The sequence below is a fragment of the Faecalibacterium butyricigenerans genome (assembly GCF_020687345.1).
Lineage (GTDB): Bacteria > Bacillota > Clostridia > Oscillospirales > Ruminococcaceae > Faecalibacterium > Faecalibacterium butyricigenerans.
Genome location: NZ_JAJEQL010000020.1, coordinates 19,943 through 40,681 on the forward strand (window position 1 = coordinate 19,943; position 20,739 = coordinate 40,681).

Consider the following 20,739-nt stretch of genomic DNA (forward strand, 5'->3'; position numbering starts at 1 on the left):
ATGCTTCATCTTACTTCTTGGATGACCACCCTGCCCATCATGGTCATCGGAATGCTGGGCATCGTGCTCGTCATCGGCGTCATCGTTCTGGCCGTGATGCTGCTGAACCGGCTGACCGGGCGGAAATGACCCCCCATCCCTGATGCGATAATACAAAAAGCCTCCGGCTGCACCCAGTGTGCAGAGCCGGAGGCTTTTTTCGTTCTTACTCTTCTTCGTCCTTCGCCCAGTGGTAAGCGCAGCGGACGGCCTTGTTCCAGCCCTTGATCCGCTTCGCCCGCTCCTCCTCGGAGATGGCCGGCTGGAACACGCGGTCCACCGACCAGTTGCGGGTGATGTCCTCGGTGGACTGCCAGTAGCCCACGGCAAGGCCCGCCAGATAAGCCGCGCCCAGCGCCGTCGTCTCCACGCAGCAGGGCCGCTTGACCTCGAGGTCGCTGAGGTCGGCCATCGTCTGCATGAGGTAGTCGTTGGCCGACGCGCCGCCGTCCACCCGGAGGGACTTCATGGCGATGCCGGAGTCCGCCGCCATGGCGTGGAGGACATCGTTGACCTGATAGCAGATGCTGTCCAGCGTGGCCCGGATGATGTGGTACTTGTTGCAGCCCCGGGTAAGGCCCACGATGGTGCCCCGGGCGTACTGGTCCCAGTGGGGCGCGCCGAGGCCGGTGAAGGCCGGCACGACGTAACAGCCGTTGGTGTCCCGGACCTTCCGGGCCATGTACTCCGAGTCCCGGGCCTCTTCCAGCAGGCGCAGCTCATCGCGGAGCCACTGGATGGCTGCACCGGCCACGAAGATCGAGCCTTCCAGCGCGTAATCCACCCTGCCGTCGAGGCCCCACGCGATGGTGGTCACGAGGCCGTTCCGGGAGGTGACGGGTGTCTCGCCGGTGTTCATGAGCAGAAATCCGCCGGTGCCGAAGGTGTTCTTGGCTTCGCCGGAGGCAAAGCAGGTCTGGCCGAAGAGGGCCGCCTGCTGGTCGCCCGCCGCACCGGCGATCTTGATCTCGCCGCCGAAGTGCATCGGGTCGGCGTACTCGTAAAAGCCGCTGGACGGCATCGGCTTGGGGAGCATCTGCTTGGGGATGTTCAGCTCCTGCAAGATTTCGTCGTCCCATTCCAGCGTGTGGATGTTGAACATCATGGTGCGGCTGGCGTTGGAGTAGTCGGTGATGTGCGCCTTTCCGCAGGTCAGCTTCCAGATGAGCCACGTTTCCACGGTGCCGAAGAGCAGCTGGCCCGCCTCGGCCTTTTCCCGTGCACCGGGGACGTTATCGAGGATCCACTTGAGCTTGGTCGCCGAGAAATAGGCGTCGAGGATGAGTCCGGTCTTGGCCCGGAACTTTTCCGTCAGCCCTCTGGCCTTCAGCTCGTCGCAGTATTCGCTGGTGCGGCGGCACTGCCAGACGATGGCGTGGCAGATCGGTTCGCCCGTCTCCTTATCCCAGACGATGGTCGTCTCCCGCTGGTTGGTGATGCCGATGGCGGCGATGTCCTCCGCCCGGGCACCGATCTTGTTCATGGCCGAGAGGGCCACGCCCAGCTGGGTGGCCCAGATCTCGTTGGCATCGTGCTCCACCCAGCCCGGCTTCGGGTAATACTGGGCAAACTCCTTCTGCGCGACGCTGCAGATCTCGCCTGCCTTATTGAACAGGATGCAGCGGTTGGAGGTGGTTCCGGCGTCCAGCGCCATGATGTACGACATAGGCTCTTTTCTCCTTTTCCTGCTCTTGGTTTCTGGTTCAGAACGCCAGCGCGGGGCTGACCTCGTTCCGCCGCTGGGTCTGGACGATGCACTCCCTGTCCGGCACGACGCCCGCCGCACCGAGGGTGGAAAAAACGGTCTGCAAGGCCAGCGCGGGGGTGTTGTTCTCCTGCGAGAGGTGGCAGAGCGCGAACTTCTTGCAGCCCCCCTGAATGAGTTCCAGCAGCTTGGCTGCGCACTCGTCGTTGGAGAGGTGCCCTCTCACCGACTCGATGCGGGCGCGCAGATAGTAGGGGTACGGCCCGCTGCGGAGCATATGCAGGTCGTAGTTGCTCTCCAGCGCCACGAGGTCGCAGTCCGAGAGGGCTTCATGTACGACGGGGGTCAGCACACCGAGGTCGGTGGCGATGGTCATGGTCTTTTCGTCGGGGGTATGGATGCGGTAGCCCACGCAGGGCACATCGTGGCTGGTGGGGAAGGCTTTGACCCCGAATCCCCCGATCTCTGCTTCCCGGCCCTGCGTCAGGGCCGTCATATCGCAGGATGGGGGGACGACATGGTTCTCCTCCAGAAACCCCAGCGTCTCCTCCGCACCGTACACCGGCAGCGGATGCTTTTTCAGGAAGGTGGAAAGCCCCTTCACATGGTCGCTGTGCTCGTGGGTGACAAGGATGCCGTCGCAGTCGGCGGGGTCCAGCTCCACCGCCTTGAGAGCCGCGCCGGTGGTCCGGACGCCCTTGCCCATATCCACGATGAGATACCGCTGCCCGCAGCGCACCACGCTGCTGTTGCCGGACGAACCGGAGTAAAGCGAGATAAATTCAGACATGATAAACCTCAACAAACAAAACCTCTCCGTCTGCTTTACGTCCGTTGATGCAGCGTCTCCCCCTTGTTCGGGGAGGCGGCATCGCGCAAACGATGACGGAGAGGTTTTTCTCAATTACATAGCCTGTTCCAGTGCAGCGGGCACCCGCTCCACCTTCTCGATGTCTGCGCCAAGGCCGCGCAGCTTCTCGACGATGTTCTCATAGCCGCGCTCGATGTGGCCGATTTCCTCGATCTCGCTGGTGCCGTCGGCCATCAGGGCCGCGACCACCATCGCTGCACCGGCACGCAGGTCGGAGGCGCGCAGCGGGGCGGGAGAAAGCTTCTCGACGCCCTCAAACACGGCCACCTGACCGTCCACCTGCACGTTCGCGCCCATCTTGCGCAGCTCGTCCACATAGCGGAAACGGTTGTCCCAGACGCTCTCGGTGACGGTGGAAGTCCCCTTCGCCACGCTGAGCAGGACGCCCATCAGGGGCTGCATATCGGTGGGGAAGCCCGGGTGGGGCATGGTGTTGATCTTGAGGGGCAGGATGTCGCCGGTGCGGCGGACCCGCACAGCATCGTCAAATTCCTCCACCTCGACCCCCGCACGGCGGAGCTTTGCGGTGATCGGCTCGAGGTGCTTGGGGGTGACGTTCTTCACCAGCACATCGCCGGCGGTGGCTGCGGCGGCCACCATATAGCTGCCGGCCTCGATCTGGTCGGGGATGATGCTGTAGGTGCAGCCGTGCATCCGCTCGACACCGCGCACCTTGATGACGTCGGTGCCTGCGCCGCGCACGTCTGCGCCGCACATATTCAGGAAGTTGGCCAGATCGACGACATGAGGCTCCTTGGCGCAGTTCTCGAGGATGGTCTGGCCCTTTGCCATCACGGCAGAGAGCATCCCGTTCATGGTCGCGCCGACGCTCACCTTATCAAAGAAGATGTGTGCGCCGTTCAGCTCCTCGGCGTGGACGGTGATCATGCCGTAGTCCACGCTGTCGTCTGCGCCCAGCGCGCTGAACACCTTGAGGTGCTGGTCGATGGGGCGGGGGCCGAGGTTGCAGCCGCCGGGCATGGCCACCTGTGCCTTGCCGAACCGGGACAGCAGCGCACCGAGGAAATAATAGCTGGCGCGCATCTGGCGGGACAGGTCATCCGGGACGTTGGTGCCGGTCAGGTGGGTGGTGTCGATCTCGTAGGTGTTCTTGTTCAGCATCCGCACCTTCGCGCCCAGCACGCTCAGGATCTTCAGGCTCACCGCCACATCGCTGATGTCCGGCAGATTCTCGATGACGCAGACGTCTGCCGCCAGGATCGTAGCGGGCAGGATGCCCACAGCCGCATTCTTCGCGCCGGAGATGATGACTTCGCCGTGCAGGGGCTTACCGCCCGTAATAACAAACTTTTCCAATTTTATGATCTCCTTGTCACAAGCCCGCTCCCCGCAGGCCCCAAAGATGAATTATTCAAGGTGCTTATTCCTTCTCGCTGTACAAAGCTCACAACCAATCGGTATACTTACAGCTATCTTATTATACACAACTTCCAGCAAAAAGCAAAGCCCCAATGCACGCTCCTCGATTATTTTCTGTTTTGCCCAGTTTCTTTTCGAATATCCTCCGATTTTGTCTCTTTTTAAGGAAAATTTTACAAAAGCGCCGCTCACCACACGCTGTCGTCGCAGTGGGTCTCCTTGATCCAGCCCAGCTGATAGGCCCGGACCAGCTGCTTGAGGTCGTGGACCTTCTCCCGCAGCACCTCGCCCTCGTCCGTCTCCTCCACGAGGATGCGGTGGTTCTCCGTCTCGAGGATGTTCTTCTGGGAAAGGATGTCGAGGTTCTCATTCACGGCCTTTTCGGCGCTCTCGAAAGGCTGGTGGGTACGCAGGGACATGGTGCGGCTGGAATAGACCAGCGTGTAGCCCGCAATGCCGGTCTTCTCGTGGTAGGCACGGCAGAAGCCGCCGTCGATGACCACGAGGCGTCCGCCGCCCTTGATGGGGCTTTCGCCCTTCTTCTCCTGCACGGGGACATGGCCGTTGACGATGTGGCTGGTGCCGGGCAGTCCGAACTCCGCGAGGATGCTGCGGCAGACGGCCTCCTCGTTGTACCATGTATAATAAGGGTCCTTCACCTCGGTGTGGGTCGAAGGGTCGGAGACGTACAGCCGCTCGAAGGTGGTCATGGCGCTGCGGCCGTACAGGGGCGAGAGCTTGCCGCACCACAGATACCACAGGAAATCCTGTCCGCTCTGGCGGGCGGCGCTGCCCTCGGGGGCGAAATAGCCCCGGCGGGCGCGCTCGTCGCAGTAGTCCATGAGGGCGCGGCCCGAGTAGGCATGGCCCTCGAACCGCTCCACGGCGAACGTCCCCTTCTTGGTCATGGGCACCGCGCCGTGGTAGAGCAGGTTGCCGTTCTCGATGTGGTAGACGCTGCCCTTGGCATAGAGGAACTCGACGTGCTGCTGCAATTTCTCACTCTGACGGAAGGACTGCACCAGCTTCTGGAGCACCACCTTCTCATCGCTGTTGAGGGCGGTGGGGTCGGCAGGGTCTACCGTGGGGAAGGAGGTGTCCCGCAGGGGGTACTCCCTGCCTCCCACCACGACGGTGCCCTTCTCCCAGTCGATGCGGCGCAAATAGTCGCGGTCCGCCATCTTGAAGTCGGGGTTGCGGTCGATGACCTGACACTCCAGCTTGAGCATCAGGATGGTGATGGCCTTGTGCATGACGGCGCAGCGGTGGAGCATCCCGGGGGTGTAGGGGCCGCGGGCGGCGTCGGTGTGGGGCATCCAGATGGTCAGGTCATCCTCGCCGTAGAACTGCTCCGCCATCCGCTGCAGATGGCGGAGGTTGATGCCGTAGCAGTCCTCCACCATGCCGTGATTGTGGTAGGAGAGGGTCGTTTTCAGGACGGTGCAGATGCAGATGGGGCTGCCCGCCGCAGCGCCCATCCAGACCACATCGTGGTTGCCCCACTGGATGTCCACATCGTGGTGGCGCATCAGCAGGTCGAGGATGACGTCCGGCCGGGGGCCGCGGTCGAACAGGTCGCCCACGATGTGGAGCTTGTCCACCGCCAGCCGCTTGATCAGCTCGCAGAGGCGGACGATGAACTTATCGGCGCGGCCATTTTCGATGATGCTGCCGACGATCTGGCCGTAGTAGAGGTCCTTGTCGTGGTCCTCGAAGTGGGCGTGGAGCAGCTCATCCAGAATGTAGCCGCAGCTGGAGGGCAGGCAGGCCCGGACGTGCTCCCGGGTGTGTTTGGAGGAGACGAGACGGCAGATGTTGATGAGGCGGAGCAGGGTCTCGCTGTACCACTGTTCCAGCGCCTCCTCGTCGGCGCAGCGCTGCTTGAGCTGGGGCAGCTTCTCGTTCGGGTAATAAATGAGGGTCGCCAGCTCGGCGCGGGTATCCTCCGGCACCGCATCCCCCAGCACGATGTCCACCTTCTCCCGGATGACGCCGGAGGCGGAGTTCAGGATATGTACGAACGCCTCGTTCTCGCCGTGCAGGTCACTCATGAAGTGTTCGGTGCCCTTGGGCAGCTTGAGCAGCGCCTGCGTGCTGATGATCTCGCTGGCAGCCGCTGCCTGCGAGGGATAGTCCCGGGCCAGAAGGCTCAGATATTTCAGGTTGTCCCGGATCTCTTCGTTTTCTGTGCGCATGGTTTCCTCCAGATCATGTAGTATTCTTGCATGACATGCAATATTCATTCTTAGTATACCACTTTCGGGGGCAAAAATGATATAATAGCCCCGGATAATTTATTATGATTCTTTCTCATAGGAGTTGGACGATATGCCTAAAATTCTTTCCGTGACGCCTCCGGCCTCCTGCACCCTCTGCCCCCGCCGCTGCCGCGCCGACCGCGCAGCCGGGCAGGTGGGCTTCTGCGGGGCGGGCCGTACCCTGAAAGCCGCCCGCGCGGCCCTGCATTTCTGGGAGGAGCCGTGCATCAGCGGCACCCGGGGCAGCGGCACGGTGTTTTTCTCGGGCTGCACCCTCAAGTGCTGCTTCTGCCAGAATTACCCCATCAGCGCCGAGGGGCTGGGCAGGGAGATCACGCCCGAGCATCTGGCCGAGATCTTTCTCGATCTGCAGCGGCAGGGCGCACACAACATCAACCTCGTCACCCCCGGCCAGTGGCGGCCATGGATCATCGCCGCGCTGGACCTCGCCCGGGCCGGGGGGCTGCATCTGCCCATCGTCTGCAACACCGGCGGCTACGAGACGGTGGAGAGCGTGGAGGCGTGGCGCGGTTCCATCGACATCTGGCTGGCCGACCTGAAATACGTATCCTCTTCCCTCTCCGCCGAGCTTTCCGCTGCGCCGGACTACTTCGCACAGGCCAAGCCCGCCATCGAGGCCATGATGGCGCAGGCGGGCCGCCCGGTGTTCGACGGCGAGGGCATCTTGCAGAAAGGCGTCATCCTCCGCCATCTGGCCCTGCCCGGCCACATCGACGACAGCTTCGCCGTCCTCGACCAGATGGCCGCGTGGAATCAGGCCGACCCCGGCTGCTTCATCCCCAGCGTCATGAGCCAGTACACCCCCTTCTACAAGGCCGCAGACCACGGCATCGGGCGGCGCATCACCACCTACGAGTACCGCCGGGTGGTCAACCGGGCCATGGACTTGGGGCTGACGGACGGCTATATGCAGCAGAAGAGCAGCGCCCGGGAGGAGTATACCCCGAGTTTTGACCTGACGGGCATTTGATTTCGTCATGATACACAAAAATCCCGCCAAATTTTCTCTCGCGGTGTCTTTCTTTTCCTTGCAAAACGCTCCCAAAAGCACTATAATGGATACAACGATGTGCGTCATTCAGGGTCTGGCTGCCCTGCTGAGCGCCAAACGTCCCCCGCCTCGAAATGGTATAGGCGAGGCCGGGGGCCAATGCCCGAGAAGAGCAACAGGAGGATCGTTATGGAACATTTCAACCCCATTCTGGGCCATGAGACCACCGGACAAAAGTTTATCACCTGCGGCGAGATCATGCTGCGTCTGACCCCGCCGAACTACGAAAAGCTCCGCATGGCGTCGAATTTTGAAGCCAGCTACGGCGGCAGTGAGGCCAACATCGCCCTTGCGCTGGCAAACCTCGGCGTGGACAGCACCTTCTTCAGCGTCGTGCCGAACAACAGCCTCGGCAAGAGCGCCGTGCGCTGGCTGCGCTCCAACGACGTCCACTGCACCCCCATGATCCTCACCGAGCCGAATGAGACTCCCTCCAACCGTCTGGGTACTTACTACCTCGAGACCGGCTACGGCATCCGCCCCTCCAAGGTCATCTACGACCGCAAGCACAGCGCCATCACCGAGTACGATTTCTCTCAGGTCGATCTGGACGCCCTGCTGGAGGGCTTCGACTGGCTGCACCTGAGCGGTATCACCCCGGCTCTGGCCCCCAACTGCCGCGGCCTCATCATCGACATGCTCAAGGTCGCCAAGAAGAAGGGCCTGACCGTCAGCTTCGACGGCAACTTCCGCTCCACCCTCTGGACGTGGGACGAGGCCCGCGATTTCTGTACCGAGTGCCTGCCCTATGTGGACGTGCTGCTGGGCATTGAGCCGTACCACCTCTGGAAGGACGAGAACGACCACTCCAAGGGCGACTGGAAGGACGGCGTGCCCCTGCAGCCCAGCTATGAGCAGCAGGACGAGATCTTCCAGCACTTCATCGAGCGCTACCCCAACCTCACCTGCATCGCCCGCCACGTCCGCTACGCCCACAGCGGCAGCGAGAACAGCCTGAAGGCCTTTATGTGGTACGATGGCCACACCTTCGAGAGCAAGCTGTTCACCTTCAACATCCTCGACCGGGTGGGCGGCGGCGACGCCTTTGCCAGCGGCCTCATCTACGCCATGCTCCACGACTACAAGGCCATGGACATGATCAACTTTGCGGTGGCCAGCAGCGCCATCAAGCACACCATCCACGGCGATGCCAACATCACCGACGATGTCAGCACCATCCGCAACCTCATGAACATGAACTACGACATCAAGCGCTGACGCCCCGGCGCAGGATGGCTGCAAAACGGCTCTGGTACGCCCAAAAAGCGTATCAGGGCCGTTTTTTGCTGCATCAGCACTCCCTACCGGGATGTGATAAGTATGACTTATCCGAAATATTTCCCGGCTCTTCCTGCCAGAACATTGACAAATCTTTTTCTCCATGATAAAATACAGACGATTTTGAGAGACGAAGCGTGTCGAAGTCTTTTGAAAGCAATTAACCTTGGACCGCCCATGGGGGCTAGGTGCACCGGAAGAGCCGACTTTTCCGCTGCGCCCTAAGGCCATACGGACAGCCGGGTCCACTGCCGACCGGCGGCGTGAGCCGCCATTATTGATTGAGTTACTGCGCTCCCGCACATCACTGCGTCGGAGCGCCTGCCGCAGAGTCTATCCTGTGGCTAAGCTCTATATTTTATAAGTTGGTTCCTTTACAACCATGAAATTGCGCAAAAAGCGTGCGCAGACTTGTGAAACGGTCAATAAGAGTAGTAAAAGTGTAATTGCTATATAGACTCTCGTCATCCCGTCCTTTTGAATCCTGCTGTGATACTGCTCCGGTGTTCTGCCCGGGGAATTTATCCGCGCATTCAAACGGTTTTTCAAAGCGCAAGTCTGCACTCCGCGTGCAGGGCTTGCGCTTTTTTGTTTGTCCGCATGGGGGTAACAGGAATCAGGGACGGAGGAAAAAACATGAGTGAGAACCGTACAAGGTTCCGGCTGGACCAGCGCCGCGCACCCATCTACGAGGCGCTGGAACAGTTCCGGCAGATGCGGGTGGTGCCCTTCGACGTGCCCGGCCACAAGCGCGGGCGGGGCAACCCCGAGCTGACGGCCTTTCTGGGCCAGCAGTGCGTGGGCGTGGACGTCAACAGCATGAAACCGCTGGACAATCTCTGCCACCCGGTATCGGTCATCCGGGAGGCGGAGGAGCTGGCCGCCGACGCTTTCGGCGCGGCCCACGCCTTCCTGATGGTGGGCGGCACCACCAGCTCGGTGCAGAGCATGGTGCTGACAGTCTGCAAGCGGGGCGATGAAATCATCCTGCCCCGCAACGTCCACCGCAGCGTGCTGAACGCTCTGGTGCTCTGCGGCGCGGTGCCGGTCTACGTCAACCCCGAGGTGGACAAGCGCCTCGGCATCTCGCTGGGCATGAAGCGGGAGCAGGTGGAAAAGGCCATCAAAGAGCATCCGAATGCCGTGGCTGTGCTGGTGAACAACCCCACCTACTACGGCATCTGCTCCGACCTGCGCGCCATCGTCAAGATGGCCCACGACGCCGGGATGCTCTGCCTCGCCGACGAGGCCCACGGCACCCACTTCTACTTCGGCGGCGGCAGCCTGCCTGTCTCTGCCATGGCGGCGGGCGCGGACATGGCCTCCGTCTCGATGCACAAGAGCGGCGGCAGCCTGACCCAGTCGAGCCTGCTGCTCATCGGCCCCAACGTCCACCCCGGCTATGTGCGCCAGATCATCAACCTGACCCAGACCACCTCCGGCAGCTATCTGCTGATGTCCAGCCTTGACATCTCCCGCCGCAACCTCGCGCTGCGGGGCCGTCAGGTGTTCCATCAGGTGGCCGACATGGCCGAGTACGCCCGGGAGGAGATCAACGCCGTGGGCGGCTACTACGCCTTCGGCAAGGAGCTTTGCAACGGCAACTCGGTCTTCGACTTCGACACCACCAAGCTCAGCGTCCACACGCTGGACATCGGCCTCGCCGGCATCGAGGTCTACGACATCCTGCGGGATGAGTACGACATCCAGATCGAGTTCGGCGACATCGGCAACATCCTCGCCTACCTCTCCATCGGCGACCGCCCGCAGGAGATCGAGCGTCTGGTGAGTGCGCTGGCCGAGATCAAGCGCCGCTACCACACCGACGGCGCGGGCCTGCTGAGTCAGGAGTACATCGACCCCGTGGTCGCCGCCAGCCCGCAGGAGGCCTTCTACGCCCCCAAAAAGAGCCTGCCCCTCCGGGAGACCGAGGGGATGGTGTGCAGCGAGTTCGTCATGTGCTACCCCCCGGGCATCCCCATCCTTGCCCCCGGCGAGCGCATCACCAAGGAGATACTGAACTATATCGAGTACGCCAAGGCCAAAGGCTGCAGCATGACCGGCCCGGAAGACCCGGACATCCTGCACCTGAATGTTCTGGCATAAGGAGAAGCAGATGGAGTTTTGGTTTTCGGAATTTCACACCCCGGACGTCAAGCACAGCATCCGGGTCAACAAACAGCTCTACTCCAAGCAGAGCGACTACCAGCGCATCGATATTTTTGAGACGCCCGAGTTTGGCCGGGTGCTGACGCTGGACGGCAACGTCATGCTCACCGAGCGGGACGAGTTCATCTACGACGAGATGATCGTCCACGTCCCGATGGCCGTCCACCGGGAGGCCAAGGACATCCTCGTCATCGGCGCAGGCGACGGCGGCGTGGTGCGGGAGCTGACCCGCTACGACCGGGTCGAGCGCATCGACCTCGTGGAGATGGACCCGCAGGTCGTGGAGGCCTGCCGCGCCTATCTGCCCGGCAACGCCTGCCGGATGGATGACCGCCGGGTGCACATCTACTTCGAGAACGCCCTGAAGTACATCCGCCGCTGCGAGGCTGACTACGACCTCATCATCGTGGACTCCTCCGACCCCTTCGGCCCCTCTGAGGGCCTGTTCACCCGGGAGTTCTACGGCAGCTGCTTCAATGCCCTGCGAGAGGACGGCATCATGGTCAACCAGCAGGGCAGCCCCTTTTACACCGAGGACGCCAGCGCCATGCAGCGCAGCCACAAGCGCATCGCGTCCACCTTCCCGGTCAGCCGGGTCTATCAGGCCCATATCCCGACCTTCGCCGCCGGTTACTGGCTCTTCGGCTTTGCCAGCAAGAAGTACCACCCCATCGACGACCTCGACGCCGACGCATGGAAGGCGCTGAACCTGCGCACCCGCTACTACACCACCCGGCTCCACGTCGGAGCCTTCTATCTGCCGGCATTCCTCGAGGAGATGCTGCGCGAAGTGGAGGAACCCAAATGATCTCACCCAATGTTGAAACCTTCATCGGCTGCGACAGCAGCTACCGCGCCGCCGACATCGTGCTCTACGGCGCCCCCTTCGACTCCACCACCAGCTACCGCCCCGGCGCACGGTTCGGCCCGTCGGCCATCCGGCACGAGAGCTTCGGCCTCGAGACCTACAGCCCCTACCAGAACGCCGACCTCACCGACTTCGACGTCTTCGACAGCGGCGACCTCGAGCTTTGCTTCGGCTCCAGCGAGGCAGCCCTCGCCGACATCGAGGCCCGGGCGGCGGAGATCCTGAAGGACGGCAAGCTGCCCCTCCTGCTGGGCGGCGAGCATCTGGTGACGCTGGGCGCTGTGCGGGCCGTGGCGCAGAAATACCCCGGCCTCCACATCATCCACTTCGACGCCCACGCCGACCTGCGGGACGACTACCTCGGCGCGAAGCTGAGCCACGCCTGCGTCCTCCGCCGCTGCCATGAGCTGGTGGGCGACGGACACATCCACCAGTTCTGCATCCGCAGCGGCGAGCGGGCCGAGTTCGAGTTCGCCGCCCAGCACACCGAGATGCACAAGTTCGACTTCACCGGCCTTGCCGAGCTGACCGAGCAGCTCTGCGCCACCAAAGAGCCGGTCTACCTCACCATCGACCTCGACTGTCTCGACCCCTCCTGCTTCCCCGGCACCGGCACCCCCGAGGCCGGCGGCGTGAGCTTCCTGCAGCTGCTGGACGCCATCCGCACCGTGGCCAAGGCCAACATCGTAGGCGCGGACCTCAACGAGCTGGCCCCCATGCTGGACATCTCCGGCGTCTCCACGGCCACGGCCTGCAAGGTGCTGCGGGAGCTGCTCATCGCACTGGACAAGGGCTGGCCCGGCTTCCAGACCTGACGAAGGAATGAATATTTTGACATAAAGGAGAAACCATCATGAGCAAAGTTCTGATCATCGGCTGCGGCGGCGTGGCCTCCGTCGCCATCCACAAATGCTGCCAGGTGCCCGAGGTGTTCACCGACATCTGCATCGCCAGCCGCACCAAGTCCAAGTGCGACAAGCTGGCCGCCGAGCTTGCCCCCAAGACCATGACCCGCATCACCACCGCGCAGGTGGACGCCGACCATGTGGACGAGGTCATCGCCCTCATCAAGAGCTACCAGCCCGACCTCGTGATGAACATCGCCCTGCCCTATCAGGACCTGACCATCATGGACGCCTGCCTCGCCTGCGGCGTCAACTACATGGACACCGCCAACTACGAGCCGGAGAACACCGACGACCCGGCATGGCGCGCCGTCTACGAGAAGCGCTGCAAGGAGGCAGGCTTCTCCGCCTACTTCGACTACAGCTGGCAGTGGGCCTACGCCAAGAAGTTTGAGGAGGCCGGCCTCACCGCCCTGCTGGGCAGCGGCTTCGACCCGGGCGTGACGCAGGCTTACTGCGCCTACGCCAAGAAGCACGAGTTCGACACCATCGACACCATCGACATCCTCGACTGCAACGGCGGCGACCACGGCTATGCCTTCGCCACCAACTTCAACCCCGAGATCAACCTGCGTGAGGTGTCTGCCCCCGGCAGCTACTGGGAGGACGGCCACTGGGTGGAAATTCCGGCTATGAGCATCAAGCGGGAGTACGACTTCGACAAGGTGGGCCAGAAGGATATGTACCTGCTCCACCACGAGGAGATCGAGTCCCTCGCCAAGAACATCCCGGAGGCAAAGCGCATCCGCTTCTTCATGACCTTCGGCCAGAGCTATCTCGACCATATGCGCTGCCTCGAGGACGTGGGGATGCTCTCCACCACGCCCATCCAGTTCAACGGTCAGGAGATCGTGCCCATCCAGTTCCTCAAGGCCCTCCTGCCCGACCCTGCCAGCCTCGGCCCCCGCACCAAGGGCAAGACCAACATCGGCTGCATCTTCACCGGCAAGAAGGACGGCAAGGAGAAGACCTACTACATCTACAACGTCTGCGACCATCAGGAGTGCTACAAAGAGGTCGGCTCGCAGGCCATCAGCTACACCACCGGCGTGCCCGCCATGTGCGGCGCCCTGATGCTGCTGACCGGCAAGTGGACCACCAAGGGCGTCCACACGGTCGAGGAGTTCGATCCGGACCCCTATCTGGACGCTCTGGACAAGTACGGCCTGCCCCGCTCTGAGAGCCACAGCCCGGCTCTGGTGGACTGATGCGGGTGCTCGATACACGCCCGCCCTTCGCCGGGCTGGCAAACCTCTCCGAAGCGGCCCTCGCTTCCCTGCCCACCCCCTGCTATCTGCTGGACGAGGCCCAGCTGCGCCGCAACGGCGAGATCCTGCTGGGCGTCCAGCAGCGGACGGGCTGCAAGATATTGCTGGCCCAGAAGGCCTTCTCCAATTTCGACCTCTACCCCCTCCTCGCGCCCTATCTGGCGGGCACGGAGGCCAGCGGCCTCTACGAGAGCCGTCTGGGCAGGGAGGAGCTGCCCCAGAAGGAGAACCACGTCTTCTGCGCCGCCTACCGGGTGGACGAGTTCGCAGAGCTGCTCCACTACGCCGACCACGTCGTCTTCAACTCCCCCGCCCAGCTGGCAAAGTTCGGCCCGGCGGCAAAGGCTGCGGGCAAGAGCGTGGGCCTGCGCATCAACCCCGAGTGCTCGACGCAGGAGGGCCACGCCATCTATGACCCCTGCGCCCCGGGCAGCCGCCTCGGCACCACCCGCGCCCAGTGGGATGCCGCGCTGGAAAAGCAGCCGGGCCTCTCTTCCCTGCTGGACGGTCTCCACTTCCACACCCTCTGTGAGCAGGACGCCGACGCGCTGGCCCTGACGCTGGACGCGGTCGAGGCGAAGTTCGGCAGCCTGCTGCCGGGCCTGAAGTGGCTCAACTTCGGCGGCGGACACCACATCACCCGCCCGGGCTATGCCCTTCCGACGCTGGAAGCCTGCATCACCCGGATGCAGGAGAAGTACGGTGTACAGGTCTATCTCGAGCCGGGCGAGGCGTGGGCGCTGAACGCGGGCTATCTCGTCACCACGGTGCTGGACACCCTGCACAACGGCAGCACCAGCCTCGCCATCCTCGATATGTCCGCCGCCTGCCACACCCCGGACGTCATCGAGATGCCCTACCGCCCGCCTCTGCTGGGCGCAGGGGAGCCGGGCGAAAAGAGCGTCACCGTCCGCCTCGGCGGGCCGACCTGCCTCGCAGGCGATGTCGTGGGAGACTACAGCTTCGACGCCCCCCTGACCGAGGGCGACAGGCTCCTTTTCGGCGATATGGCCATCTACACCACCTGCAAGAACAATACCTTCAACGGGATGCCTCTGCCACCCATCTGGACGCTGACCGAGGACGGCACCTGCCGGGAGCTGGTGCGGTTCGGCTACAACGACTTCAAGATGCGGCTGGGACACCGCGCATAAAACGAAAGCCATCGGCTGTCTGGGCCGATGGCTTTTTGGTTTACTTGAGCTTCTTTTTTGCTTCGTACTCCCGCAGGGCGGTCAGGGCCTCGCCGGACAGGGGGTAGAGGGCCAGCATATTGAAGATGGTCATGAGGCCGATGCCCACATCGCCGAGGTCCCACACCACGGTGTAGGCCTCCATGCCGCCCACCACCAGCATCACCAGCGCCAGCACCTTGTAGGCCGTCTGCCAGAGCCAGCGGTCGCCGAAGAGGTAGGCCACATTGCAGCGGGCGTAGTAGAGGATGCCGAGGAAGGTGGAGAAGCTGAACAGCGCCAGTGTCACCGCGATGAACACCACGCCGAAGCCGCCCAGATGATACTCCATGGCCGCCTGCAAAAGATCCATGCCCTGCCGCCCGCCGGTGACGCTCCCGGGGGCCAGCAGCATGACGAAGGCCGTGCAGCTGCAGATGACGATGGTGTCGATGAGGACGCCCAGCGCCTGCACGAGGCCCATCTTCACCGGGTCGTCACACTCTGCGGCTGCGGCGGCACAGGGGGCCGAGCCGGAGCCGGCCTCGTTGGAGAAGAGGCCCCGCTTGATGCCGTTCATCACCACTGCACCGAAGCCGCCGCCCACAGCCTGCCGCAGGCCGAAGGCCTCCGAGAAGATGCGGGCAAAAACGCCGGGCAGCTGGGGCAGGTGGGTGAGGATGATCCAGAGGGTCATGACGAAGTAGCAGCCCGCCATGATGGGGACGATGACGTCAAGGCTCCTGACGGTGGCCTCCTTCCGCAGGACGATGACCGCCGCCAGCGCCGTCAGCACCAGCGTCGTCGTCAGGGGCGGGATGGCGAAGGCGTTCTGAAACGCCTCGCTCACCGAGTTGCTGACGACCTGACTGATGCCGCACCAGCAGATGAGGCCCGACACCGCGAACAGGCAGGCCGTCACCGAGCGGCGGAGCTTTTTCCCCCGCCTGCGCTCGGCGAGGGTGTGGATGTAGTAGGCCGGGCCGCCCCGCCAGCCGCCGTAGAGGGGGTCGGGCTGCTTATATTTCTGGGCCAGTGCAGACTCCACGAAGGAGGTGGACGCCCCCAGCAGGGCCGTCACCCACATCCAGAACACCGCGCCTGCGCCGCCCACAGACACCGCCGCCACGACGCCCACCAGATTGCCCATGCCCACCCGGGTGGCTGTGGACACCACCAGCGTCTGGAAGGACGAGAGGCCCTTGCCCTTGTCGTTCTTTTCGCAGACCGCCGCCAGCATATCCCGGAACAAACGCACCGGCAGCAGGCGGGTGCGGAGGGTGAAGAACACCCCCGCCGTCAGCAGCAGGATGACCATAAAGGAGAGCGTGAGGGTCACGCTCCCCAGATGCAGGGTGAGCAGGTCGCCCCACAGCAGGCGGTAGACGCCCTCGATGAGTTGAATCAGCACAGCATTTCCTCCCAGTGCTTCCTATTGTGAAATTGTCGCCTCCCTATTATAGTATATTTTGTTCGATTTGTAAATCACTGTCATGAAGTTCAGGAGAAAAAAGCAACGACGACGACCGCCGCCAGCGGCGGAAACAGGGAGGAGTTGTTGGGGCCGCGGCCAGCAGGATGCGAGGCCCGTACCAAGGGCCGAAGCAGACGCTGGGAGCCGCAACCCGGGTTCCTTATAAAATCAAAAAGCTCCCCCTTGCGGAGGAGCTTGGTGTGGAGCTTATCAGGACAGGATCATCCGGTCGTTGGCGAACTCGCCTCCGCTGGCGATCTGGAACTTTGCCAGCAGATCGGAGACCTGCAGATTCTTCTTCTCGTCGCCCGAGACGTCGTAGATGATGTGGCCCTCGTGCATCATGATGAGGCGGTTGCCGTACTTGATGGCATCCTTCATGTTGTGGGTGATCATCATGGTGGTCAGGTGGTTCTCCTCGACGATCTTGGCCGAGAGGGTCAGCACCTTCAGGGCCGTCTTGGGGTCGAGGGCGGCGGTGTGCTCGTCCAGCAGCAGGAGCTTGGGCTTGTTCATCGTCGCCATCAGGAGGGTCAGCGCCTGACGCTGGCCGCCGGACAGCAGGCCCACGCGGGCGGTCAGCCGGTTCTCAAGGCCCAGATCGAGGCTCTTCAGCAGCTCGCGGTACTGCTCCCGCTCGGCCTTGGTGATGCCGATGCGGAGGGTGCGGGGCTTGCCGCGGCGGGCCGCAAGGGCGAGGTTCTCCTCGATCTGCATGGTGGCGGCAGTGCCGGTCATGGGGTCCTGAAAGACGCGGCCGATGTAGGCGGCGCGCTGATGCTCGCTCAGGCGGGTGACGTCCACGCCGTCGATGACGATCTTGCCGCAGTCCACGGGCCAGACACCGGCCACGGCGTTCAGCATGGTGGACTTGCCCGCGCCGTTGCCGCCGATGACGGTGACGAAGTCGCCCTCGTTCAGCTTCAGGTTCAGGCCGTTCAGGGCCGTCTTCTGATTGACCGTGCCCGCATTGAAGGTCTTGGAAACATTCTGGATCTCAAGCATTTTTTGCGCCCTCCTTGTTTGCCTTCTTGGCCGCAGGCTTCGAGAAATACTTGCCCTTCCAGTACGGCACAGCGAGGAAGATGGCCACGACGGATGCGCTCAGGAGCTTCAGCAGGTTTGCGTCGAAGCCGAGGGTCAGCACCAGCTGGATGACGATGTAGTAGATGATGGCGCCCAGCGAGACGGACATCATCTTGAGGGCAAAGTTGTGGAAGATGCGGCCAAACACCGCCTCGCCGATGATGACGGCGGCCAGACCGATGACGATGGCGCCGCGGCCCATGCCGACATCGGCAAAGCCCTGATACTGGCTCAGGAGAGCGCCGGACAGGGCCACCAGCGCATTGGAGACGGCCAGACCCAGCACGATGTTGAAGTTGGTGTTGATGCCCTGTGCACGGGACATGGCGGGGTTGGAGCCGGTGGCGCGGATGGCGCAGCCCAGCTCGGTGCCGAAGAACCAGTACAGCACGCCGATGACCACAGCCGTCACGAGGATGACCATGATGATGGGGTTGTGGAGGGCAAACTCCTTGACCCAGCGCAGGGAGATGAGCAGGCCGTACTTGTCCACGTTGATGGACTGGTTGGCCTTGCCCATGATCTTCAGGTTGATGGAGTAGAGGGCCAGCTGGGTCAGGATGCCGGAAAGGATGGCCGGGATGCCCATGAAGGTGTGGAGCAGGCCGGTGACGAGGCCGGTGGCAAGGCCCGCCAGCACAGCCACGAGGAGCGACACCCAGACGTTCTGCCCCGACAGCAGGCACATGACGCAGACTGCGCCGCCGGTGCCGAAGGAGCCGTCCACAGTCAGGTCGGCCACATCAAGGATGCGGTAGGTGAGGTAAACGCCGATGGCCATGATGCCCCAGATCAGGCCCTGTGCGCACGCACCCGGCAGAGCGCCGGGCAGGTTCGCCAGTCTTGCAAGCAGTTCCAAAATGATTCCTCCTGTAAATTACACTTTTTTATTTTCCCGCTTGATACGGGAAAGCGGAGAAAGGCGGGAAAACGCCCTTCTCCGCTATATTTATGGTTCAACCTCTCCGGCACGCCGTAGGCGTGACGGAGAGGTTATTCCCCTATCAGCCCTCGATCGCCTCGTATCCCTCGGGGGCGGTCAGGCCCAGATCGTCGCAGACGGCCTTGTTGTACTTCTTGGTCACGTCGGTGTACTCGATGGGCATGGTGGAGATGTCGGCCTCGTCCTTCAGGATCTTGACGGCCATCTCGCCGGTGGTGTAGCCCAGATCGTAGTAGCTGATGGACAGGGTCGCCACGCCGCAGCCGGCGCAGATGCCCTCCTCACCGGCGAAGACGGGCTTCTTGGCGGGGCGGCAGATGCCGTCCACGATGCCGGTGTTGGCGGCGACGGTGTTGTCGGTGGGGACATACAGGGCGTCGTTCTCGTCAGCGGCCTTCTGGCAGACGGAGGACAGGTCGTTGGAATCGGAGAAGGCGTACTGGGTCGCGGTGACGCCCTTGGCCTCCAGATACTTCTGGACCTCATCCACCTGATACTGGCTGTTGGCCTCTGCGGAGCAGTACAGCAGGCCCACCTTCTTGGCCTCGGGCATCCACTCCACGATCATATCGGCCTGCTGGTCCAGCGGGGCGAGGTCGGAGGTGCCGGAGATGTTGCCGCCCACCGTGCCGGAGAAGTCGCTCAGGCCCAGCGCCACGCCATACTCGGTGACGGAGGTGCCCAGCACGGGGATCTCGTTGGTGGCAGACTGTGCCGCCTGCAGGGCGGGGGTGGCGTTTGCCATGATGAGGTCCACGCCTGCGGAGACGAAGCCGTTGGCGATGGTGGCGCAGGTAGCGGAATCACCCTGTGCGTTCTGGAAGTCGAACTTCACATTGTCGCCGAACTCTGCGGTCAGAGCGTCCTCAAAGCCCTGCGTTGCAGCGTCCAGCGCGGCGTGCTGCACCAGCTGGCAGATGCCGACGGTGTAGCTGTCGCCGGAAGCGGCAGCAGAGCCTGCTGCGGCAGAGCTTGCCACAGAGGAAGCCGCTGCGGAGGAGGCAGAAGAGCCGCCGCAGGCGGTCAGGGCAGCAGCAGCGCCGCAGACAGCGGCGGCAGCCAGAAACGAACGACGAGTGATTTTACGCATAATGATTACTCCCTCATTTTTCGCTCACGCGGCCACAGGATGCCGCGCAAACACGCATTTCAATGTCCAGCAGAGCGATCTCTGCTTTACACTCGTGAAGTATAGCACGATTTCCCTCCGTTGGCAACGCTCTTTCGGCCCTAATTATCGATTAGAGTGCATCTATCCATCACTTTTTTCGATAGGCATTTCTTCTCTGCTGATACTCCGTCAGTTTTTGCAGTGCTTCGTCCAGCCAGACGAGGTTTGCTTCCAGCTGCGGCAGGTAGGCCCGCCCGTAGTCGAACCGGAAATAGAGGGCCTGCCAGAGCTTCGCCTGCATCCGGCGGCGCAGCGGCGGCTCGAGGGCAGCGTCCAGCGGCTCCACCACGTCCTCCAGCTCCATGCAGGTCTGTGCCCAGCGGACGTCGGTCTTTTCCCGGGCGGGCACATCGTAGCGGGCCAGATAGTCCTCCACCCGCGCCGCAAAGACCGTTCCCCCGCAGCCGGTGGGCTGCAAAAAGTAGCGCACCTCCCCTTCCCGGCTGATCTCCTGCGCCAGCGGGTAGAGGGCGCAGACCAGCGGCTCGGCGTCGTGGATGGCGCAGTGGTCTTCGGTGAGGAAGGGGCAGTTGTTCCGCTCCTCCTTCACGGGGGCCAGCCGCAGCACCGGCAGATGGCTCACCGGCCCGATGGACGCCCGGCAGAAGGCCCGGGCCACGGTCTGGGGCGGCAGGCGGAGGCGGGCCGCGATGCGCCAGAGGTCGAAGCCCGACAGCACGATGTCCTCCCGCCCCCGGCAGCAGTCGCCGCAGCCTGCGCAGGCGAAGGAAAACGCCTCGTCCCGCCCCAGCAGCGGGGCCGTGCGGGCAAAATCGACCCGTCCGCAGAGGTCGAGCTGTGAATCCTTGAGCATATGATCTCTCCTGTATACTGTGGTGAATTATATGGCCAAGTGGCCATTTAATAATATAGATACGTTATATTTCCCCAGTTGGTCAGTTTGGCCAAGTGACATGGATTGGCCAAGTGACCCACTTGGTCAGCTTCGCTCATTTGGCCCCCTTGGCCAAGTGGATATTTCGACATAGCAGCGATGGAAAAGTGTCACTTGGTCAGATAACCTGCGTGGCTCGGAGGGGGGAAGGAAAACCTCTCCGTCAGCGCTGAAGCGCTGACACC

17 protein-coding genes are annotated in these 20,739 nt (G+C 62.8%); 8 read left to right on the plus strand and 9 right to left on the minus strand.

The features are described 5' to 3' along the window. A complete protein-coding gene (locus LKD23_RS08590) occupies positions 1–129 on the plus strand; it encodes an oxaloacetate decarboxylase (RefSeq protein WP_227621282.1) in 129 nt (42 codons plus the stop codon). A 76-nt stretch (positions 130–205) separates the two neighbouring features. On the opposite strand, the gene glpK is transcribed toward LKD23_RS08590, so the two are convergent. The 4 genes from glpK to LKD23_RS08610 all read right to left on the minus strand — a co-directional run bounded on the left by glpK (position 206) and on the right by LKD23_RS08610 (position 6,190). Next, the gene (gene glpK / locus LKD23_RS08595; RefSeq protein WP_227621283.1) at positions 206–1,705 is read right to left on the minus strand and encodes a glycerol kinase GlpK; all 1,500 of its coding nucleotides are present in this window, start codon (positions 1,703–1,705) and stop codon (positions 206–208) included. A gap of 37 nt (positions 1,706–1,742) precedes the next feature. Next, a complete protein-coding gene (locus tag LKD23_RS08600; protein WP_227621284.1) occupies positions 1,743–2,534 on the minus strand; it encodes an MBL fold metallo-hydrolase in 792 nt (263 codons plus the stop codon). A 114-nt stretch (positions 2,535–2,648) separates the two neighbouring features. After that, positions 2,649–3,932 carry a UDP-N-acetylglucosamine 1-carboxyvinyltransferase gene (murA, locus tag LKD23_RS08605; protein ID WP_227621285.1) on the minus strand — a complete coding sequence of 428 codons (1,284 nt, stop codon included), beginning with the start codon at positions 3,930–3,932 and terminating at the stop codon, positions 2,649–2,651. 251 nt (positions 3,933–4,183) lie between these two features. Further along, on the minus strand, positions 4,184–6,190 hold the full coding sequence (locus tag LKD23_RS08610; RefSeq protein WP_227621286.1) for a fructose-1,6-bisphosphatase: 2,007 nt from the start codon (positions 6,188–6,190) through the stop codon (positions 4,184–4,186). 133 nt (positions 6,191–6,323) lie between these two features. Between LKD23_RS08610 and LKD23_RS08615 the strand changes: the two genes are divergently transcribed. From LKD23_RS08615 to LKD23_RS08645, 7 genes are all read left to right on the plus strand, one after another. Continuing rightward, complete coding sequence (locus LKD23_RS08615) at positions 6,324–7,244, plus strand: radical SAM protein (protein ID WP_227621287.1); 921 nt, start codon at positions 6,324–6,326, stop codon at positions 7,242–7,244. Positions 7,245–7,454: 210 nt separating this feature from the next. Continuing rightward, a complete protein-coding gene (locus LKD23_RS08620) occupies positions 7,455–8,543 on the plus strand; it encodes a sugar kinase (RefSeq protein ID WP_227621288.1) in 1,089 nt (362 codons plus the stop codon). A 696-nt stretch (positions 8,544–9,239) separates the two neighbouring features. Beyond that, positions 9,240–10,709 carry an aminotransferase class I/II-fold pyridoxal phosphate-dependent enzyme gene (locus tag LKD23_RS08625; protein WP_227621289.1) on the plus strand — a complete coding sequence of 490 codons (1,470 nt, stop codon included), beginning with the start codon at positions 9,240–9,242 and terminating at the stop codon, positions 10,707–10,709. Positions 10,710–10,719: 10 nt separating this feature from the next. Next, a complete protein-coding gene (gene speE / locus LKD23_RS08630) occupies positions 10,720–11,580 on the plus strand; it encodes a polyamine aminopropyltransferase (protein WP_227621290.1) in 861 nt (286 codons plus the stop codon). Beyond that, positions 11,577–12,455 (plus strand): agmatinase, encoded by an 879-nt coding sequence (gene speB, locus LKD23_RS08635; RefSeq protein WP_227621291.1) that lies wholly within the window; start codon positions 11,577–11,579, stop codon positions 12,453–12,455. The genes speE and speB overlap by 4 nt, the downstream gene beginning before the upstream one ends. Before the next feature lie 38 nt (positions 12,456–12,493). After that, complete coding sequence (locus tag LKD23_RS08640; protein ID WP_227621292.1) at positions 12,494–13,753, plus strand: saccharopine dehydrogenase family protein; 1,260 nt, start codon at positions 12,494–12,496, stop codon at positions 13,751–13,753. Beyond that, the gene (locus LKD23_RS08645) at positions 13,753–14,967 is read left to right on the plus strand and encodes a carboxynorspermidine decarboxylase (protein ID WP_227621293.1); all 1,215 of its coding nucleotides are present in this window, start codon (positions 13,753–13,755) and stop codon (positions 14,965–14,967) included. Before LKD23_RS08640 ends, LKD23_RS08645 begins: the two co-directional genes overlap by 1 nt. A gap of 40 nt (positions 14,968–15,007) precedes the next feature. Here the strand turns inward: LKD23_RS08645 and LKD23_RS08650 are convergent, their stop codons facing one another. From LKD23_RS08650 to LKD23_RS08670, 5 genes are all read right to left on the minus strand, one after another. Continuing rightward, positions 15,008–16,396, minus strand: coding sequence for an alanine/glycine:cation symporter family protein (locus LKD23_RS08650; RefSeq protein ID WP_227621294.1), 1,389 nt, complete (start codon positions 16,394–16,396; stop codon positions 15,008–15,010). A 273-nt stretch (positions 16,397–16,669) separates the two neighbouring features. Next, a complete protein-coding gene (locus LKD23_RS08655) occupies positions 16,670–17,464 on the minus strand; it encodes an ABC transporter ATP-binding protein (RefSeq protein WP_227621295.1) in 795 nt (264 codons plus the stop codon). After that, on the minus strand, positions 17,457–18,404 hold the full coding sequence (locus tag LKD23_RS08660; protein ID WP_227621296.1) for an ABC transporter permease: 948 nt from the start codon (positions 18,402–18,404) through the stop codon (positions 17,457–17,459). Before LKD23_RS08660 ends, LKD23_RS08655 begins: the two co-directional genes overlap by 8 nt. A gap of 145 nt (positions 18,405–18,549) precedes the next feature. Continuing rightward, entirely contained in the window at positions 18,550–19,578 is a 1,029-nt protein-coding gene (locus tag LKD23_RS08665) for an ABC transporter substrate-binding protein (RefSeq protein WP_227621297.1), read from the minus strand. A gap of 169 nt (positions 19,579–19,747) precedes the next feature. Further along, complete coding sequence (locus LKD23_RS08670; protein ID WP_227621298.1) at positions 19,748–20,473, minus strand: YkgJ family cysteine cluster protein; 726 nt, start codon at positions 20,471–20,473, stop codon at positions 19,748–19,750. Positions 20,474–20,739: the final 266 nt, after the last annotated feature.